The organism is Hippea jasoniae (assembly GCF_000744435.1).
GTDB lineage: Bacteria > Campylobacterota_A > Desulfurellia > Desulfurellales > Hippeaceae > Hippea > Hippea jasoniae.
Map to the genome: position 1 here is coordinate 190,679 of NZ_JQLX01000012.1, position 15,618 is coordinate 206,296.

The 15,618-nt window shown below is 35.6% G+C and carries 19 protein-coding genes; 9 read left to right on the forward strand and 10 right to left on the reverse strand.

The features are described from left to right. Nucleotides 1-19 precede the first annotated feature (19 nt). Genes pstC through EK17_RS04630 form a run of 7 tightly spaced genes read left to right on the forward strand, consistent with a single transcriptional unit; the run spans nt 20 to nt 6,615 of the window. Nucleotides 20-946 (forward strand): phosphate ABC transporter permease subunit PstC, encoded by a 927-nt coding sequence (gene pstC, locus EK17_RS04600; protein WP_035587913.1) that lies wholly within the window; start codon nt 20-22, stop codon nt 944-946. Next, on the forward strand, nt 943-1,782 hold the full coding sequence (gene pstA / locus EK17_RS04605) for a phosphate ABC transporter permease PstA (RefSeq protein WP_035587915.1): 840 nt from the start codon (nt 943-945) through the stop codon (nt 1,780-1,782). The genes pstC and pstA overlap by 4 nt, the downstream gene beginning before the upstream one ends. Further along, nucleotides 1,779-2,537, forward strand: a complete 759-nt coding sequence (pstB, locus tag EK17_RS04610) for a phosphate ABC transporter ATP-binding protein PstB (RefSeq protein WP_035587918.1) — start codon at nt 1,779-1,781, stop codon at nt 2,535-2,537. Before pstA ends, pstB begins: the two co-directional genes overlap by 4 nt. Before the next feature lie 12 nt (nt 2,538-2,549). Beyond that, nucleotides 2,550-3,212: a phosphate signaling complex protein PhoU gene (gene phoU / locus EK17_RS04615; protein WP_035587920.1), complete on the forward strand. Its 663-nt coding sequence runs from the start codon at nt 2,550-2,552 to the stop codon at nt 3,210-3,212. After that, a complete protein-coding gene (locus EK17_RS04620; protein ID WP_035587922.1) occupies nt 3,209-3,880 on the forward strand; it encodes a response regulator in 672 nt (223 codons plus the stop codon). Before phoU ends, EK17_RS04620 begins: the two co-directional genes overlap by 4 nt. Next, nucleotides 3,877-5,421 (forward strand): PAS domain-containing sensor histidine kinase, encoded by a 1,545-nt coding sequence (locus EK17_RS09010; protein ID WP_051904428.1) that lies wholly within the window; start codon nt 3,877-3,879, stop codon nt 5,419-5,421. Before EK17_RS04620 ends, EK17_RS09010 begins: the two co-directional genes overlap by 4 nt. Before the next feature lie 27 nt (nt 5,422-5,448). Beyond that, nucleotides 5,449-6,615 carry a glycosyltransferase family 4 protein gene (locus EK17_RS04630; RefSeq protein WP_035587924.1) on the forward strand — a complete coding sequence of 389 codons (1,167 nt, stop codon included), beginning with the start codon at nt 5,449-5,451 and terminating at the stop codon, nt 6,613-6,615. On the opposite strand, the gene EK17_RS04635 is transcribed toward EK17_RS04630, so the two are convergent. The 4 genes from EK17_RS04635 to EK17_RS04650 are packed head-to-tail and all read right to left on the reverse strand — an operon-like array spanning nt 6,605 to nt 9,102. After that, the gene (locus tag EK17_RS04635; protein WP_035587926.1) at nt 6,605-7,360 is read right to left on the reverse strand and encodes a YebC/PmpR family DNA-binding transcriptional regulator; all 756 of its coding nucleotides are present in this window, start codon (nt 7,358-7,360) and stop codon (nt 6,605-6,607) included. The genes EK17_RS04630 and EK17_RS04635 overlap by 11 nt on opposite strands. A gap of 10 nt (nt 7,361-7,370) precedes the next feature. Continuing rightward, a complete protein-coding gene (gene dcd / locus EK17_RS04640) occupies nt 7,371-7,922 on the reverse strand; it encodes a dCTP deaminase (protein WP_035587928.1) in 552 nt (183 codons plus the stop codon). Next, nucleotides 7,919-8,230, reverse strand: coding sequence for a DUF2018 family protein (locus EK17_RS04645; protein ID WP_035587933.1), 312 nt, complete (start codon nt 8,228-8,230; stop codon nt 7,919-7,921). The genes dcd and EK17_RS04645 overlap by 4 nt, the downstream gene beginning before the upstream one ends. 2 nt (nt 8,231-8,232) lie before the next feature. Beyond that, a complete protein-coding gene (locus EK17_RS04650) occupies nt 8,233-9,102 on the reverse strand; it encodes a methylenetetrahydrofolate reductase (RefSeq protein ID WP_035587936.1) in 870 nt (289 codons plus the stop codon). A 184-nt stretch (nt 9,103-9,286) separates the two neighbouring features. Here EK17_RS04650 and EK17_RS04655 point away from each other — a divergent pair, with 184 nt between their 5' ends. Further along, a complete protein-coding gene (locus tag EK17_RS04655) occupies nt 9,287-10,528 on the forward strand; it encodes an ISNCY family transposase (RefSeq protein WP_051904429.1) in 1,242 nt (413 codons plus the stop codon). A gap of 139 nt (nt 10,529-10,667) precedes the next feature. Next, nucleotides 10,668-11,300 carry a hypothetical protein gene (locus EK17_RS04660; RefSeq protein ID WP_035587939.1) on the forward strand — a complete coding sequence of 211 codons (633 nt, stop codon included), beginning with the start codon at nt 10,668-10,670 and terminating at the stop codon, nt 11,298-11,300. Here EK17_RS04660 and fliS read toward each other — a convergent pair whose 3' ends face one another. The 6 genes from fliS to fliQ are packed head-to-tail and all read right to left on the reverse strand — an operon-like array spanning nt 11,301 to nt 15,616. Then, complete coding sequence (gene fliS, locus EK17_RS04665) at nt 11,301-11,681, reverse strand: flagellar export chaperone FliS (protein WP_035587942.1); 381 nt, start codon at nt 11,679-11,681, stop codon at nt 11,301-11,303. Then, complete coding sequence (locus EK17_RS04670) at nt 11,678-12,067, reverse strand: flagellar protein FlaG (RefSeq protein ID WP_051904430.1); 390 nt, start codon at nt 12,065-12,067, stop codon at nt 11,678-11,680. The genes fliS and EK17_RS04670 overlap by 4 nt, the downstream gene beginning before the upstream one ends. Nucleotides 12,068-12,079: 12 nt before the next feature. Beyond that, a complete protein-coding gene (fliD, locus tag EK17_RS04675) occupies nt 12,080-13,453 on the reverse strand; it encodes a flagellar filament capping protein FliD (RefSeq protein ID WP_035587944.1) in 1,374 nt (457 codons plus the stop codon). A gap of 46 nt (nt 13,454-13,499) precedes the next feature. Beyond that, a complete protein-coding gene (gene flhB, locus EK17_RS04680; protein ID WP_035587948.1) occupies nt 13,500-14,561 on the reverse strand; it encodes a flagellar biosynthesis protein FlhB in 1,062 nt (353 codons plus the stop codon). Further along, the gene (gene fliR / locus EK17_RS04685; RefSeq protein WP_035587952.1) at nt 14,562-15,350 is read right to left on the reverse strand and encodes a flagellar biosynthetic protein FliR; all 789 of its coding nucleotides are present in this window, start codon (nt 15,348-15,350) and stop codon (nt 14,562-14,564) included. Further along, the gene (fliQ, locus tag EK17_RS04690; RefSeq protein ID WP_035587954.1) at nt 15,347-15,616 is read right to left on the reverse strand and encodes a flagellar biosynthesis protein FliQ; all 270 of its coding nucleotides are present in this window, start codon (nt 15,614-15,616) and stop codon (nt 15,347-15,349) included. Before fliQ ends, fliR begins: the two co-directional genes overlap by 4 nt. Between the last annotated feature and the right edge of the window lie 2 nt (nt 15,617-15,618).

Consider the following 15,618-nt stretch of genomic DNA (forward strand, 5'->3'; position numbering starts at 1 on the left):
TTCATTATGATAGATTTTAATGAGGCAGAAATCTCTTTTTGTAAAAAACAGAATATTTATGGTTTTAACTGCATTGAGCGCGGCGACTGTAGCTATAGTTGTTATTGCTATGCTTGTTGTACTAACCTGTGCGTCTATTGCAGCAATCAAGCATTTTGGTGTGCTGCATTTTATTTTTAGCAGTCAATGGAATCCTGTTAAAAAAATTTTTGGTGGTGCTACAAGTATCTACGGCACTTTGATGACAACGATTTTGGCTGTTCTTTTTGCCACGCCCGTTTCGATAGGTATAGCAATTTTTGCCACACAGATCTGCCCTTCCCGTTTTAGATTGTTTTTCTCAAATGCGATAGAATTGCTTGCCTCTATTCCGAGTATTATTTATGGCATGTGGGGTTTGTTTGTCCTTGCACCAATTATGAAAAATTACATAGAGCCAGCCCTGCAGGCTATTTTTTTGCCGATTCCAGTAGTGAGATTATTTTTTGAAGGCACGCCCCTTGGAATAGATATCCTTACAAGCAGCATAATTTTAAGCATCATGATAATTCCTTTTATATCCTCTATTTCACAGGATAGCTTTGATTTGACGCCAAAGGAGCTCAAAGAATCAGCATATGCTATGGGGGCAACAAAATGGGAGGTTATAAAGGATGTAATTTTACCCTATTCAAAGATAGGGGTGCTTGGTGGTGTCATACTTGCAGTTGGCAGGGCTTTAGGAGAAACAATGGCTGTAGCATTTGTGCTTGGAAACGATCATCATATTCACCTATCGCTTTTAAAGTCATCAACCACGATTTCTGTTACGCTTGCCAACGAATTTACAGAGGCTGATTTTGGTCTTTATATTTCCTCTTTGTTTTATCTTGCGTTGATTCTGTTTGTTATAAGCTTTATTTTACTTGGTATCGGTAAGATCTTTGTAAAGAGGATTGAGCAATGAATAACTTAGAAAAAAGAAAACTCATAAGCAATATAGCCCTATCTTTGAGTGTAATTGCAGCTTTAATTGGCATTTTCTGGCTTGTTTTTATTATTATCGAAGTTCTTATAAAAGGCCTGTCATCTATAGACCTATCGCTATTTTTAAAAGATCCAGCGCCTCCTGGAATTAAAGGAGGCGGTTTGAGAAGTGCTTTTGTTGGACAGCTTTTAATGAGTCTGGTTGCAACAATTATTGGTGTGCCAATCGGAATTCTGGGTGGCACATTTATTTCAGAGTACGGTAGAAACCTCAAAATCTCAAGAATCATTAGCGATGTTTCAGATATTATGATGAGTTTTCCATCTATTGTTGTAGGTACTTTTGTTTATGCGATAATAGTTAAACCTATGGGTCATTTTAGCGGTATTGCCGGTAGTATAGCATTAGCGATTATTATGATTCCAATTGTTTTGCGTACAACCGAGCAGACATTAAAGCTTATACCGTGGGAATTGAGAGAAGCTGCATTTGCACTTGGTGCACCCTATTACCGCGTAATCATTGATGTGGTTTATAGATCAGCATCAGCTGGACTTCTAACCGGTGTTATTTTATCGATTGCCCGTGTTGCTGGAGAAACCGCACCTTTGCTGTTTACCTCTTTTAACAATCCCTTTTTTACTTTGAATATGAACCAGCCCATGCCATCTTTGACTGTTACGATTTATCAATATGCAATGGGGCCTTATAGTGATTGGCATAAACTTGCCTGGGCTGCATCATTTGTAATTACCATTACGATATTGTTTGTGAGTCTATTCAGTAAATGGATGATAAGGAGGTTTAAGGCTTGAGCGAAAATATTTTGATAAGTGTTGAACATTTAAACTTCTATTATGGCAACAATCAGGTGCTCAAAGATATAAATCTTAGCATTTATAAAAATAAGATTACGGCGTTGATTGGGCCATCAGGTTGCGGTAAAACCACTTTTTTGCGTTGTTTTAACAGAATGCATGACCTTTATAAAAATAATCGATACGAGGGTAAGATTATCTATCAGGGAGAAAATATTCTTACAACAAAAAGGATTATTGAATTGAGGGGAAAAATTGGTATGGTGTTTCAAAAACCAACACCATTTCCCATGTCGATATTTGACAATGTTGCATACGGTTTAAAACTAAAAGGTGTTAAAAATAAAGAAGAAATCAGGGAGAGGGTTGAAAAAGCACTCAAACAGGCTGCCCTGTGGGATGAGGTTAAAGATAAATTGTTTGAAAGCGGTTTGTCTTTATCAGGAGGTCAGCAGCAAAGGCTTGTAATAGCAAGGGTTTTGGCAGTTGAGCCCGATATTATTCTGTTTGATGAGCCAACAAGCGCACTTGATCCCATTGCAACGGCCAAGATTGAGGAGCTTGTTAGTGAGTTAAAAAACATCACCACAATCTTAATCGTCACACACAATATGCAGCAGGCAGCAAGGATTTCTGATTTTACAGCTTTTCTTTTTAAAGGAGAATTGATAGAATTTAGTGAAACAGAGAAGTTATTTACCAATCCAGAAAAAGAGTTGACAGAAAGGTATATTACAGGCAGATTTGGTTAAAAGGAGTTTTTTATGGTAGCTTTTATTGATGAGGATTTAAGACAGCTGAAGGTTAAAATCTCAAAAATGACTCATATTGCATTGGATATGGTAGAGCTTGCATCAGATGGATTATTTAACAGGAACAATGAAAAATTATTAAAGGCAATTGAATTGGATAATGAAGTCGACAGGATAGATAACGAAATAGATGAAATGGTTATAAAGATTTGTGCTATCAGGCAGCCAGAGGCTACAGATTTGAGGGTGATTCTTTCTTCGTTGAAAATCAATGTGTCGATTGAAAGGATAGCAGATAATGCGGTGAGTATCGCAAGGTGGGGTTTGAAGATTAATAAATACTCACAACTTAAGCCTTATGTGGATTTGCCAAAGATGAAAGATATTGCTGTTTTGATGGTAAAAGAAGCAATGGATGCGTTTTTTGCTAAAGATATTGAGAAAAGTCTTAAAATTATTGAGGAAGATAAGATTGTAGATCAGTATGAAATGAAAATATTAGAAGAGCTGTTTGGGTTTATTGCAAAGGATGCCTCTAATTCAAAAACAGCAATGAGATTAATGTTTGTAGCAAGGGCGTTTGAAAGAATTGCGGATCAAGCCACGAATATAGCAGAGCAGGCTTTATTTGTAGCGACAGGAAAAATTTATAAGCACAAGAGGGAGCCACAATGAAAAGACAGATTTTGATCATTGAAGATGATAATTACATAGCAGAGCTTATTGAGTTTAACTTAAAAAAGAAAGGTTGCGGTGTTATAAGAGCCGATAATGCCAACGACGGACTGGTGTTTTTGCAGTCTATGGATATCGATTTAATGCTGCTTGATTTAATGTTGCCTGGCCTACAGGGTGAGGAGTTTTTAAGCCTTGTAAAATCTCGTCCCTCTACAAAGGATATCCCGATTATGATAATAACAGCAAAAACGCAGGAGGATTTGTTTGTAAAACTGCTTGAGATGGGAGCCGATGATTTTTTGGTTAAACCGTTCAGTATAAAACTTCTTGTTGCCAAGGTTGAGGCGCTTTTAAGACGCATTAATAAACTACCAACCAAAATATCTTTATGCGGCATAGATCTGGATGTTGAGTCATACACAGTTAAAATCGAAGGTAAGGATGTTGATTTTACGCAGACGCAATTTGAGATCTTAAGACTCTTGCTTACAAATCCCAATAAGGTATTTTCAAGGGATGATATTCTAAAAAACATCTGGGGTGATGATCCTGCAATAAACGATAGAACTATTGATGTACATATTTCAAAGATAAGAAAAAAATTGAAGGATAAATCTGAGCATCTAAAAGCTATTCCCCGCGTTGGTTATAAATTTGTGGTATGAAAAGACTCATAGCACTGTTTAATATTCTGCTTGCCATAGAAATAATTTTAATTTCTGTGAGTGGTTTTTTTCTATACAGTGAGATCAAAAAGGCATCTGAAAGCTCATCAAGACATCTGCTCTTTACAACAAAGAACATACTATTGCATTCAAAACATTTTAAACCTTTAAAACAGGTGGGCTCTGTAAAGATAGAATTTTTAAAAAAACCTCAAGAGACGGGATTTTTTGAAAGAAACAATACCGCTTACTTGATTTTTAAAAGAGGTAAAGAATATATAAGACTTTCATATACATTTCATCTTAATAAATTTGTTGAAGATATATTAAATTTACTCGGTTTGTTGTTTGCTTTATTTACCTTTTTATCTTTATTTGTGAGTTATTTAATAAGTGTACAGTCTGATAAGGTTTTCAAATATATTAATGAAATCATAAAGAATATAAAAAACGACAAAAAACCTGAGTTTCCCAAGTTTAAAGACAAAAACTTAATTCGATTGTTTTACGGCATAAAGGAGATCTACAAAACGCTTCAAAAAAGAAACCAGCAGATAAACCAACAGAAGGAAAGACTTAATCATATAATCAACTCCATGAGTGATGGATTGCTGTTTTTAAAAAATGGTAATATTGAACTTTTCAACCCTAAAATTGAGGAATTTATTGGGGTAGAATTAAAAGATGGCTTAAACCTTCTTGATTGCTGTCAGAGTGTTGAAACGATAGAATTTTGTGAGAAGTTGCTTGAAAACAGGACTGAAACTTTTGAATATAAACTTTCAAATATGTGGCTTTTTGTAAACAAACAGCAGGTGCTTGATGGTTTGCTTATTGTTGTTAGCGATATAACTGAACAGAAAGAGTATGCCAGTATAAAGGCAAAGTTTTTTGCAGATGCATCTCATGAGTTAAAAACACCGATAACCTCTATTTTAGGCTATTCAGAAACGATTCTTGATAGTGAGATGGATAACGATACGCTAAAAAAATTCCTCAAATATATAAATGTGAATGCCCAACATTTAGCTGAGTTAATTGAAGATATTTTGATGCTACATAGACTTGAGACAACTAGAACAAAAGAGGTTAAAAGTTGTGATGTTGATATTGTAAAGGAGGAGTTAGGGGTATCATTTTCAAAATTTGCATCAGAGAAGGGAATTGAATTTATCATCAATTGTGATGTTGATAAAGCGCCTATACCGTGTGGCTATCTTAAATCAATTCTGTTTAATCTTGTTGACAATGCCATAAAATATACAGAAAAGGGTTTTGTTAAGGTTGAATGTTTTATTGAAAATAATCAATTTACAATTGAAGTTTCAGATAGCGGTGCTGGAATCCAAAAGCAACATATAAATAGAATTTTTGAGAGGTTTTATACAACTCACAAAGGCAGAGATAGAATGCTTTCTGGCACAGGATTGGGGCTTGCTATTGTTAAGCATATTGTTGAGCTGTATGGTGGTGATATTGAGGTTGAATCTGAGGTTGGTAAAGGCTCACGCTTCAAAATCACACTACCCTCCTTGACTTAAATTTGTCACTTTTATATTATCAATCGCATGAGAATAGCAATATTTTATAAGTATTTTAGAAAATACGGCGGACAGGAAAAGGTTATATACAATCTTGCTTATTTTTTAGCAAAAAAAGGTTTTGATATTGAGGTATATGCAAAAAAGATATTTGATCAGCCAGAAGACGGTAGAATAAAAATCAACAGAGTTTTTGTGCCTTTTGGTGGTAGTGTGGGTGTTTTGTGGTTTGCATTGTATAGTTTTTTTAAAGCAAAATCGTTGAAAAAAAGATATAGTGACATATGTATTCTTGGTTTTGGTAAAACATTTTATCAGGATATTTACAGAAGCGGCGGTGGCGTTCATAAATTCTACTTTGAAAGGGCAAAAAAGAAATATTCAACTAAAATCGGCAGATTGTTTTATACTTTTAAAAAAAAGATTTTGCCCTACCACTGGACTGTTAGATTTATTGAGTATTTAACATTTAAAAATCCAGATCTTAAAGCCGTTATAGTGCCATCTGAGTTTGTTAAAAAACAGATTGTTGATATTTTTGGGTTTAATGAGAATAAGATAGTGATTATTAGAAACGGGGTGGATTTGAGTCGATTTAAACCTGATGAAAAAAAAGCAATCGAGCTAAAGGATAAAATCGGTGCAAAAGATAAATTTGTTTTAAGCTTTGTTTCAACCAATCACAGACTAAAGGGGCTTGAGTATCTTTTAAAAGCTTTAAGATTGCTTATAGATCAGGGAATTAATAACTTCAAACTTGTTGTTGCTGGAAGCGGCGATGAACCCTATTTTAAAAAACTTATAAAAAAGCTTGGGCTTGATGATTATGTTATTATATATGGTAGAATAAAAGATGTTGAGAAAATATATCAGATGTCTGATGTTTTCGTATATCCAACCCTGTTTGATACATCTGCCCTTGTTGTGCTTGAGGCAATGGCATGCAGCTGTATTCCTGTTGTTAGCAGATATTGCGGCAGTAGCGAAATTATAGAAAACGGCAGAAACGGTTTTATTATTCATGAGCCTGATAAACCCCACGAAATTGCAACTCTTCTAAAACCTATTCTACAAAGGCAGATAAATATAGATCAAATAAAGCAGCAGGCTATCAAAAGCCTGCAAAAGTTTGAGCTTTCTGGTGGTTTTGAGAAAATCGAGAAGCTAATTTTAGATAAATGCTTTACTGATTAAACTGGTCCATTATTTCATCAGGTATATCGAAGTTTGCATAAACATTGGAGACATCCTCATCATCTTCAAGTGCACTCATCAGTTTAAGCATCGTAATGGCCTTTTCACCTTCTAATTTTACCGTTGTTTGCGGTATTCTTGTGAGTTCAGCAGATGATGGTTTAAAACCCTGCTTTTCTAAAGCCTCTTTTACAGCAACAAACTCCTTTGGATCTGTGATAACTTCAAAAATACCGTCTTCTTCATTCTCTCTAACATCGCTTGCCCCGGCCTCCAATGCAGCTTCAAACAACGCTTCTTCATCGGTTGAGTTTTTATCAAAGGTAATATAGCCTACATAATCAAACATCCAAGATACACAGCCAGTTTCTCCGAGGCTTCCACCGTATTTACTCAACAGATGCCTTACGCTTGCTGTGGTTCTCTGCCTGTTGTCGGTTGTTGCCTCAATTATCATTGCAACACCGCCTGGCCCATAACCCTCATAAATTACATCCTCATAGGAGACTCCGGGTAGCTCACCTGTGCCCTTTTTAATGGCTTTTTCTATATTCTGTTTGGGCATATTTGCCTCTTTGGCTTTTTCAATGGCGATACGCAGGCGTGGGTTATTTTCGGGGTTTCCACCCCCGTTTTTGGCAGCTATTGTTATTTCTTTAATAAGTTTTGTAAAAATCTGGCCCCTTTTTGCATCTTCCCTTGCCTTCTTATGTTTTATAGAGCTCCATTTATTATGTCCTGACATCGCATCCTCCTTATAATTTTGGTGGAGTTAAACCCATCTGTTTTTGATATTTGCCTTTTTTGTCGGCATAGCTAACCATGCACTCCTCATCTGCTTCAAAAAACAACACCTGTGCTATCCCTTCAAATGCATAAACTTTAGCAGGAATTGGTGTTGAATTTGAAATCTCAATCGTTACATACCCTTCCCATTCAGGTTCAAATGGTGTTACATTAACGATCAACCCGCACCTTGCGTATGTGGATTTGCCAACGCATACGGTTAGAATATTGCGGGGGATTCTAAAATATTCAACACTTTTTGCAAGAACAAAGCTGTTTGGCGGTATGATACAAACATCGCCCTTAAAATCGACATAATTCTTTTCTGTAAAGTTTTTAGGGTCAACGATTGTATTGTTGACATTTGTAAAGATTTTGAATTCATCGGCAATACGCATATCATATCCGTAACTTGAGACACCGTATGATATAACGCCCTCTCTAACCTGTCTTTCTGCAAACGGCTCAATCATACCCTTTTTTGCCATCTCTATAATCCAGCGGTCGTTTTTAATGCTCATACGACAGACCCCTCTTTTCTAACGATCTTTCCTGCAAAATGGAGCAAAAAAAGCCTTTTTTGATTGTCTATTTCTGCTGTGTTTTCAATCTTCTTTGCAAAAAGTGTTTCGTCTGAGAAATCTATGCCGTTTTCCTCAAGTAGCTTTTCCAAAAGCACAACATATTCTGCTGTTTTTTCCAATTCATCGATGATTGCATGGTGAGGCGCTTTATTTAATACAGTTTCGATAAACTCAACAACTTCCTCATAGCTTGCCTGACCTATCTGGCTAAATGGCGATCCAAATATAGCATCCTTTTTATCCATAATTACCCCCTTATTAGTTGATAAACATTTTGCAATAGTTCTTGATCAAACCTCATTAAATGTATGCCGTCTATTAGTTTGAGATACCCCTTTGTAGTAATTTTTTCAATCAACTCAAGGCTGAGTTTTTTTGTTTGCTCCTTTTCATTATTTGCATCCTGTAGGCGTTTCAGGTAGTTTTCTGGAATTGTTATACCTTTAACATTTTTATGCAGATAAACCGCTACCTTCAAACTTGGAGGTGGAAATATGCCTATAATTTTAAACATATTAATGCCATCTATTGCCTCTAAAAACAGCTCAAGCGATTCAATGCTGTATATTGGCTGGGTTATAACGAATTTAGCAGAATGCTCATGCTTGCGTTTTAGCCTGTTTCTAATGCCTTTAAGCGATAGTTTGGTTGGAATATTGCTTGCCACTCCACAAAAAAAGTTTGTTTTTGATTTTAACTGATTTCCGCAAAAATCAACGCCTTTATTTAGGTTATCAATTAAAGAAAGCAGTCCGTATGTGTTAAATTTATAAACATTTTCTTCAGGTTTATAAAAGATCGGGTCACCGTTGATGGCAAGAACATTCTCAAGACCAAGGGCATTTGCACCAAGAAGATCCGATGTAATAGCAAGTCTGTTTCTGTCCCTGCAGGTCAGGTTAAACACAACTTCTTTTTGCAGGTGTTGCCTTACAAGATAAGATGCGGTTATTACATTAAGCCTGATGCTTGCCATTGGACAGTCTGTTATATTTATAAAATCTATAAATTGACTTACCTCTTTGAGTTTTTCTAAGTTTGGATTTGATGCACCCTTTGGTGGGTTATACTCAACACTCAACAGCTTCTTTTTTCCTATTGTTTCTCTTAAGCTCATCTGGAAAATATTACTTATTTGCCGCTCTTTTTCAAGGTAATTTTAATGTGTCACCGCAAAGTGATAATGTCCTCTTTATGCAGAATAATAATGTCCCCTCCCATCTTTGATGGGAGGATTAATTATTATTCTCTTTTTTTAATAATCCTCTCCTTTCCTGGTATCATTCAGGTAAGGAGGTTTTATGGAGGAACATTATCTTATGAGCAGGAAGGAATTGGAAAGAGCAACCTATATGGGTATGGTTTTAAAGGGTTCTATTACACTGAAAGAGGCAAGTGAGATTCTAAGGATTAGCTACAGACATTCAAAAAGGATATTGAAGAGGTTTAGACAGGAAGAAGAAAGAGGGTTGATTCACAGATCAAGAGGCAGAAGATCACCAAAAAGAATTGATGATTATCTGAGGGATAAAATAGCTTCTCTTTATAAGGAGAATTATTCAGATTTTTCAATATCTCTTTTTAAAGAAAAGCTTTTTCTTATTCACAACATCACATTAAGCAGAGAGACAATCAGAACAATTTTGAAAGAATACGGAGTATATAAAAGCAGAAAAGCAAGGAGAAATTCAAAATCTGTTCATGTATTTAGAGAAAGAAAAAGACATGCAGGAGAACTTATTCAGGTGGACGGTTCTACCCATAGATGGCTTGAGGATAGATGCAAGGATAAATTTACACTTATGGGTTATATAGATGATGCAACAGGTGAGATATTTGCAAAATTCTACGATTATGAGGGTGTATACTCATTTCTGGATTCCTTCTTAGAGTTTGTAAAGATAAATGGATTGCCTAAATCTATCTATACAGATAGACATTCAACCTACAAAACAACAAGGAAACCAACAATCCAGGAGGAGCTAAAAAACAAAAGACCTGCTACACAGGTAGAAAGAATACTAAAAAGGGTTGGTGTTGAGCTTATACATGCCTACTCTCCCCAAGCAAAAGGAAGAATTGAAAGGCTTTTTAAGACACTACAGGATAGGCTTATAAAAGAGATGAGATTAAAAGGGATAAAAACAAAAGAAGAAGCAAACTGCTTCTTGAAGGAGTATATACCTCTCTTCAATAAACAGTTTGCAAAACAACCCAAATCAAACATATCCCTTTTTAAGAAGTTAGACAAGGATTTTGATTATGAGTGGGAGTTTGCACTTGAAAGCCAAAGGAACATAAACAACGACTATACAATAAGATACAAAGGCAGGCTCTTTCAGATAAAAGATGTATTTTCAGTAAGAAGAAAACAAAAGGTTTTAATAAAAGAATCCATTTATGGACCAATAAGAGTGTTTTACAAAGACAGAGAATTGCAAATAGAAGAGGTAAACAAAAAAGAAACCTCTTCTATTTGCAAAATTTCTTTAAATCATTCTTTTATTTCTTCTTCTTTTGAACAAAAAGAGAAAGAGAAATAGAATGGAAGGAATAATAGTAATGGGGACATTTTTATTTTGCAAAAAAGGGGACATTTTTATTTTGTATTGACAAAGGTAATTTTACTGTTGACTTTTTGGTGATTTTTGTTCATTTTATAAGAAGAAAGGGGGTGATAAAATGGCATTGAAGATCGATGATAGATATCAAAATTACATCAATCAATATGTGGTTAATACACTTTTTGGAAAATCCAACAAAAATGGCAACGATGTTGTTGAGACACTGCAGAAGCTATCTGAAAATTATGCCACAATTTCTAATTTTGGCAAAAAGCTCAACGATATCTACAATACGCTTTCTGAGAACAATGCATCCGGTGAGGCTTTAAAAGGGGCAAGAGAGGTTATTTTAACTTTAGCAAACTCAAACGACTCACCACTTAAAACGGCCGAAACTATTAATGCGATAGATAATCTAAAACAAAAACCCGAGCTGTTTGAGAACTTTTTTAAGACTGCAAATACCATCAAAAACAACAGCTACGATTTAGGTTTATGGCTTAATGATTTTAATGGTGTTTCTAAATACGGTTTCGCAGATAAATTTATTAACGAGACAAATTCAATTCTATCTTTAGATAAAAACCAGAATCTGTTTAATAACTTTATAAATAAATTAAACGATATGCTATCCTCTGTGCCTTCTTCAAAGATCATTACAAATCAATTAAATAACTTTTTTAAAGGGTTAGCATCCTACTCCTCTTTGGAGGAGAAGAATGCCTTTATCAGTAATTTTAAAGCGGGGTGATTATTCCTTGTTCATAACCTGAGTTGTCCAGATCTCATGCATTTTATGGAGGTATCTTACTACTGTTGAAAAGTTTTCTTCTGAATAATCCTCAATCGCTTCTATGCTTTTTTGGATAAGGTAGTTGTAAAGCGCTGTTAAATAATCTACTGTTTCTTTATCGGCGTTTGGATCAAGAGAATCCCTTAGGGCAAGCAGAATACCCAATACCCTGTTTATATTGTCTATAAATTTCTCCTCATCGTTTTGTTTTGCAGCCTCAACAGTATTTTTTGCGAATCTTAAAGCGCCTTCATAAAGCATCGCCACGATCTGTAGCTTATCAACCGTCGTGTTGATCATCATGTTTTTATAAGTATTATATGCCTCTGTAGCTGTCATCGTTCTACCTCCTTACTATCAAATATTATTCCTACAACCTCTGAGAGTTTTTTCTGCAAGTTTATAACCTCTTTTGGTGGAATTTCCCTTATAACCTGCCCTGTTTTTGCGTCTATAACTTTTACTACCAGCGACTTGATCGTGTCTGAATAGGTGAATTTAACATCCTGTGTCAGTTTGCCAACATTTTCATTGAGCTTTTCAATGATTTTTTTGATCTCGTGGGGCTTGAGCTGTTTTGATTGAGTTGAATTTTTTGTGTAACTCTCATTGATAGAGATTTTTGATATATCCTTAGGTGAGTTGATTTGTTTGTTGGTTTGTTGGTTTTGTGTTATACTCTTAACCGCAACCTCATTTGCAATTTTATTAATTCCGGAAGACATTTTTACGCCTCCTTACTTTTTATTCATACTATCAAACATTTTTGTCATATAATCGCTCTGATTCTTTAAAATCCCTATATACTCATCCATTTGAGAGAATGTTAATGTTAGCATTACCCTTTCCTGATCAAGGCTTTTTTGCATTAGCTTGATCTGGCTATCTAAGCTGTCTATTCTGCTGTTTATATAGTTTTTTTGAAGCTCTATAGAGCCATTTGAGGAAGTCATATTAAAAATCATATCGTGCAGTTTGGTTAAGAAGCCATCATTGGCTCCAGTTGAGCTTTCAACAAGCATCTTTTTAACATCTTTAAAATCATCTTGTAAAGCGCTTAAAAACTTAGATGAGTCAAACTCAAGTGTGCCATCCTTATCAAAGCTCAAACCGATATCGGATAGTGTGTGGTAGTTGTTGTTTGAAGAGGTGTTGTAATTGGACACAAACAGATTACTCAATCTATTTTGAAGATTTTCGATTGTGCTATTGCAAAAGAAAGCGTCGGCTACATTTGTCTGATCGTTGTAGTTATTGTTCTTTTTGATGTAGTCTATAACATCGTTGTAATCTTTTACGATGGTTTGCATATCTTCAGCAAGCTTTGAATAGTCAGTCGATATAAACACGCTAAATGAGCCTGTATCTTTAAGCTTTATTGATAAGCCGGGGATATAATCGTTTAATGTGTTTGTGTGTGAGGTAATATCTACGCCATCAATTGTTAATGTAGCATCTTGAGAATCTTCAGCGGGGGTTGTATTTCCGTTGCCATCTCCAAATGTTAATGTTGTGTCGTTTTTTACGATTGTTAAGTTGTTGTTTGTACCTTCAGGTGTTTTAAGAATGATTTTATAACCTGTTCCATCGTATATAAGGCTTGCCTGAAGGCCACTACCATTACTATTAATCGCATTAACAAACTGCTCAGCCGTTGTAGGTGTTGAGCTTAAAATATTGTTGTCAAGGTTGATGGTGTATTCCTTATCGCCGATTTTATATGTAAACTCCCCGTATCCTGAGGCTATTGTGTCGGTTTTTGAGCTTATATCAGAATTAGATATCCATGTTTGACCTCTTGCAAGTTGGTTTACGGTTATATTATGCATACCGTTAACAGGATTGGAACTTATGGAGACTTCGGCTTTGGAGTCATCGCTTACTGTGGCAGTCTGAGTGGAGAAATCTGTAATCATTTTATTTGCATCGCTCATTAGGGTCATTAGTCCCGATTCTAATTTATTAAAGGTTTGGTAGTAATCCTGATATTGAACCTTTTGAGCTTGAGCAAGTAGTAGAGGCTGGCTATCGGCTTTTACCAGTTTATCTACAAGACCCTGAAGGTCCATTCCGCTTCCCAATCCCAAAACGGTGATGTTACCTACATTCATAGCCTTCCTCCTTTCGTATCTATTATCGGATGAAAGCTGTTAAACTTTAAAAATTTGCGGAATTTTTAAGCCTGTAGATGTAGCTTAGAATTTCTGCTACTGCTTGATAGAGTTCGGGAGGGATTTCACTGCCTATTTTAACCTTTTGGTAAAGTTCCCTTGCAAGTTGCGGTCTTTCTACTATGGGTATATCGTTTTCTTTGGCCACTTCTTTGATTTTTTCAGCTATGAGATTTATGCCTTTTGCAACTACCTTAGGGGCGTTCATCTCATTTTGTTTGTATTGAAGGGCTACGGCATAGTGGGTCGGGTTAGTTACGACCACAGTGGCTTTTTTTACATCCTCCATCATCCTGCGTCTTGCAATCTCCATCTGCATGCTTCTTATTTTTTGCTTTACCTTTGGGTCACCCTCCATCTGTTTGTATTCATCTTTTACTTCCTGCTTTGTCATCATTATGCTTTTTTCAAATGTGTATTTCTGAAATAGATAATCCAAAATCGCCATAAAGATTATAAAGATTAAAATATAAGATACAATTGAGAATGTATCCTTTGCAAGATTAACAAAGACAGTATTTGGCTGTGTTTTGGTTAGATTTAGCCATATAGGTAAATTGTGTTTTATAAAGATCCACAAGATATAACCCATTACGATAGCCTTTAGAAGTGACTTAACAAGTTCCCCAAATGATTTTAAGGAAAATAGATTTTTAAGCCCGTTTACTGGATTGATTTTGTCAAATTTAATCTCAAGTGCCTTCGGGGTTATCATAAAACCCACCTGAACGACATTGATTAAGAAGGCAGCCGCTGTGATTAAAATAAAGAATGGTAAAACAAGCTTTAGTATAAATTCATTTATTGTTTTTAAAAGAATTCCAAGACTTGATAGTTTGATGTCAAACCACGCTGACATGTTTATGTAATACTCAAACATATTTTCTATAGTTTCAGTCATTGTTTTAGCAAAAAAGTAGAAGAAGATAATAGAAATAAGTAGCAGGAATGCAGTGTTTAGCTCTACAGATTTAGCTACTTTACCCTCTTCTCTTGCTTCCTGTCGCCGTTTGGGGGTCGCAGGCTCGGTTTTATCCTGATCTGGCATTTAACCCACCTTTATTATTGCATAAAGATATTGAATTGCCTGATGGTAGTAGTTAATTAGCGATTCGGCTGCAAATGTAAATGTAGCACCCAACACCACAAAACCTATTGCTATACTCAATGGAAAGGCCACTATCATTATGTTTATCTGCGGCATTGTTCTTGCAATTAGGCCAAACACCACCTGAGTAATAAACAAAGCTATTATTGCAGGGGCAAGCACAGTAAATGCCACTGCAAACATTGTATCGATCATCCTGTTGAGTATTTCAAATAGAGATTGATTGAGAAAAAATCCTCCTACGGGTATGGTTTTGAAGCTGTATGCTATGGCTTTTATGTATTCGTAATGTCCATTTATTGCTAAAAAAACCAAAATAGCAAAGATGCTTTCAAACTCAGAAAGTACTGAAATCTGAATATTCTCCTCAGGGCTTACAACATTGGCAATCGAAAATCCCATATTGAATCCTACAAGCTGTGCACCAATCTCTATACCGCTAAAGATAAAATGGATACACAAAGAAAGCAAGGCTGCAAAAACCACCTCTTTTACTGCGGCAAGTCCAAGATACAATGCGCTTAAGTTTTCTATGTGGATAAAAGGTTTTGCAACAGGATATAGGGCAAACGAAAGAACCACACAAAAAAGGGCTTTTAGTTGGGCTGGTATGGATGATGATGAAAACACCGGTGCAAAGACAATAACGGCTGACACCCTCAACAAAACAAACAGAAATATCAAAAAGCTATGGTAAAAGGTGGCAGAGTAAACAATAAGCTCATTCATCTAATAAAATTTGGTATAGATGAATATAGTTGAATCATATAATTAACCATTAGTTTAGCCATCCACGGTGCAAGGAATATCAATGCCACTGCCGTTGCTATTATTTTTGGAATGAATGTAAGGGTCATCTCCTGAATCTGCGTCACAGCCTGAAAGATACTTACTAATAATCCAGCTATTAGACTTACAATCAACAGGGGCATCGAAAGCAGCATAGTAACCTGCATGGCGTTTTTTCCAATACTAACAACGGTTGCTATATCCATTT

Excerpts from the sequence above, each read along its gene's own strand:
- pstC (WP_035587913.1), top strand. The coding sequence starts at position 20 with ATGAGGCAGAAATCTCTTTTTGTAAAAAACAGAATATTTATGGTTTTA.
- pstA (WP_035587915.1), top strand. The coding sequence starts at position 943 with ATGAATAACTTAGAAAAAAGAAAACTCATAAGCAATATAGCCCTATCT.
- phoU (WP_035587920.1), top strand. The coding sequence starts at position 2,550 with ATGGTAGCTTTTATTGATGAGGATTTAAGACAGCTGAAGGTTAAAATC.
- EK17_RS04620 (WP_035587922.1), top strand. The coding sequence starts at position 3,209 with ATGAAAAGACAGATTTTGATCATTGAAGATGATAATTACATAGCAGAG.
- EK17_RS09010 (WP_051904428.1), top strand. The coding sequence starts at position 3,877 with ATGAAAAGACTCATAGCACTGTTTAATATTCTGCTTGCCATAGAAATA.
- EK17_RS04630 (WP_035587924.1), top strand. The coding sequence starts at position 5,449 with ATGAGAATAGCAATATTTTATAAGTATTTTAGAAAATACGGCGGACAG.
- EK17_RS04635 (WP_035587926.1), bottom strand. The coding sequence starts at position 7,360 with ATGTCAGGACATAATAAATGGAGCTCTATAAAACATAAGAAGGCAAGG.
- dcd (WP_035587928.1), bottom strand. The coding sequence starts at position 7,922 with ATGAGCATTAAAAACGACCGCTGGATTATAGAGATGGCAAAAAAGGGT.
- EK17_RS04645 (WP_035587933.1), bottom strand. The coding sequence starts at position 8,230 with ATGGATAAAAAGGATGCTATATTTGGATCGCCATTTAGCCAGATAGGT.
- EK17_RS04650 (WP_035587936.1), bottom strand. The coding sequence starts at position 9,102 with ATGAGCTTAAGAGAAACAATAGGAAAAAAGAAGCTGTTGAGTGTTGAG.
- EK17_RS04655 (WP_051904429.1), top strand. The coding sequence starts at position 9,287 with ATGGAGGAACATTATCTTATGAGCAGGAAGGAATTGGAAAGAGCAACC.
- EK17_RS04660 (WP_035587939.1), top strand. The coding sequence starts at position 10,668 with ATGGCATTGAAGATCGATGATAGATATCAAAATTACATCAATCAATAT.
- fliS (WP_035587942.1), bottom strand. The coding sequence starts at position 11,681 with ATGACAGCTACAGAGGCATATAATACTTATAAAAACATGATGATCAAC.
- EK17_RS04670 (WP_051904430.1), bottom strand. The coding sequence starts at position 12,067 with ATGTCTTCCGGAATTAATAAAATTGCAAATGAGGTTGCGGTTAAGAGT.
- fliD (WP_035587944.1), bottom strand. The coding sequence starts at position 13,453 with ATGAATGTAGGTAACATCACCGTTTTGGGATTGGGAAGCGGAATGGAC.
- flhB (WP_035587948.1), bottom strand. The coding sequence starts at position 14,561 with ATGCCAGATCAGGATAAAACCGAGCCTGCGACCCCCAAACGGCGACAG.
- fliR (WP_035587952.1), bottom strand. The coding sequence starts at position 15,350 with ATGAATGAGCTTATTGTTTACTCTGCCACCTTTTACCATAGCTTTTTG.
- fliQ (WP_035587954.1), bottom strand. The coding sequence starts at position 15,616 with ATGGATATAGCAACCGTTGTTAGTATTGGAAAAAACGCCATGCAGGTT.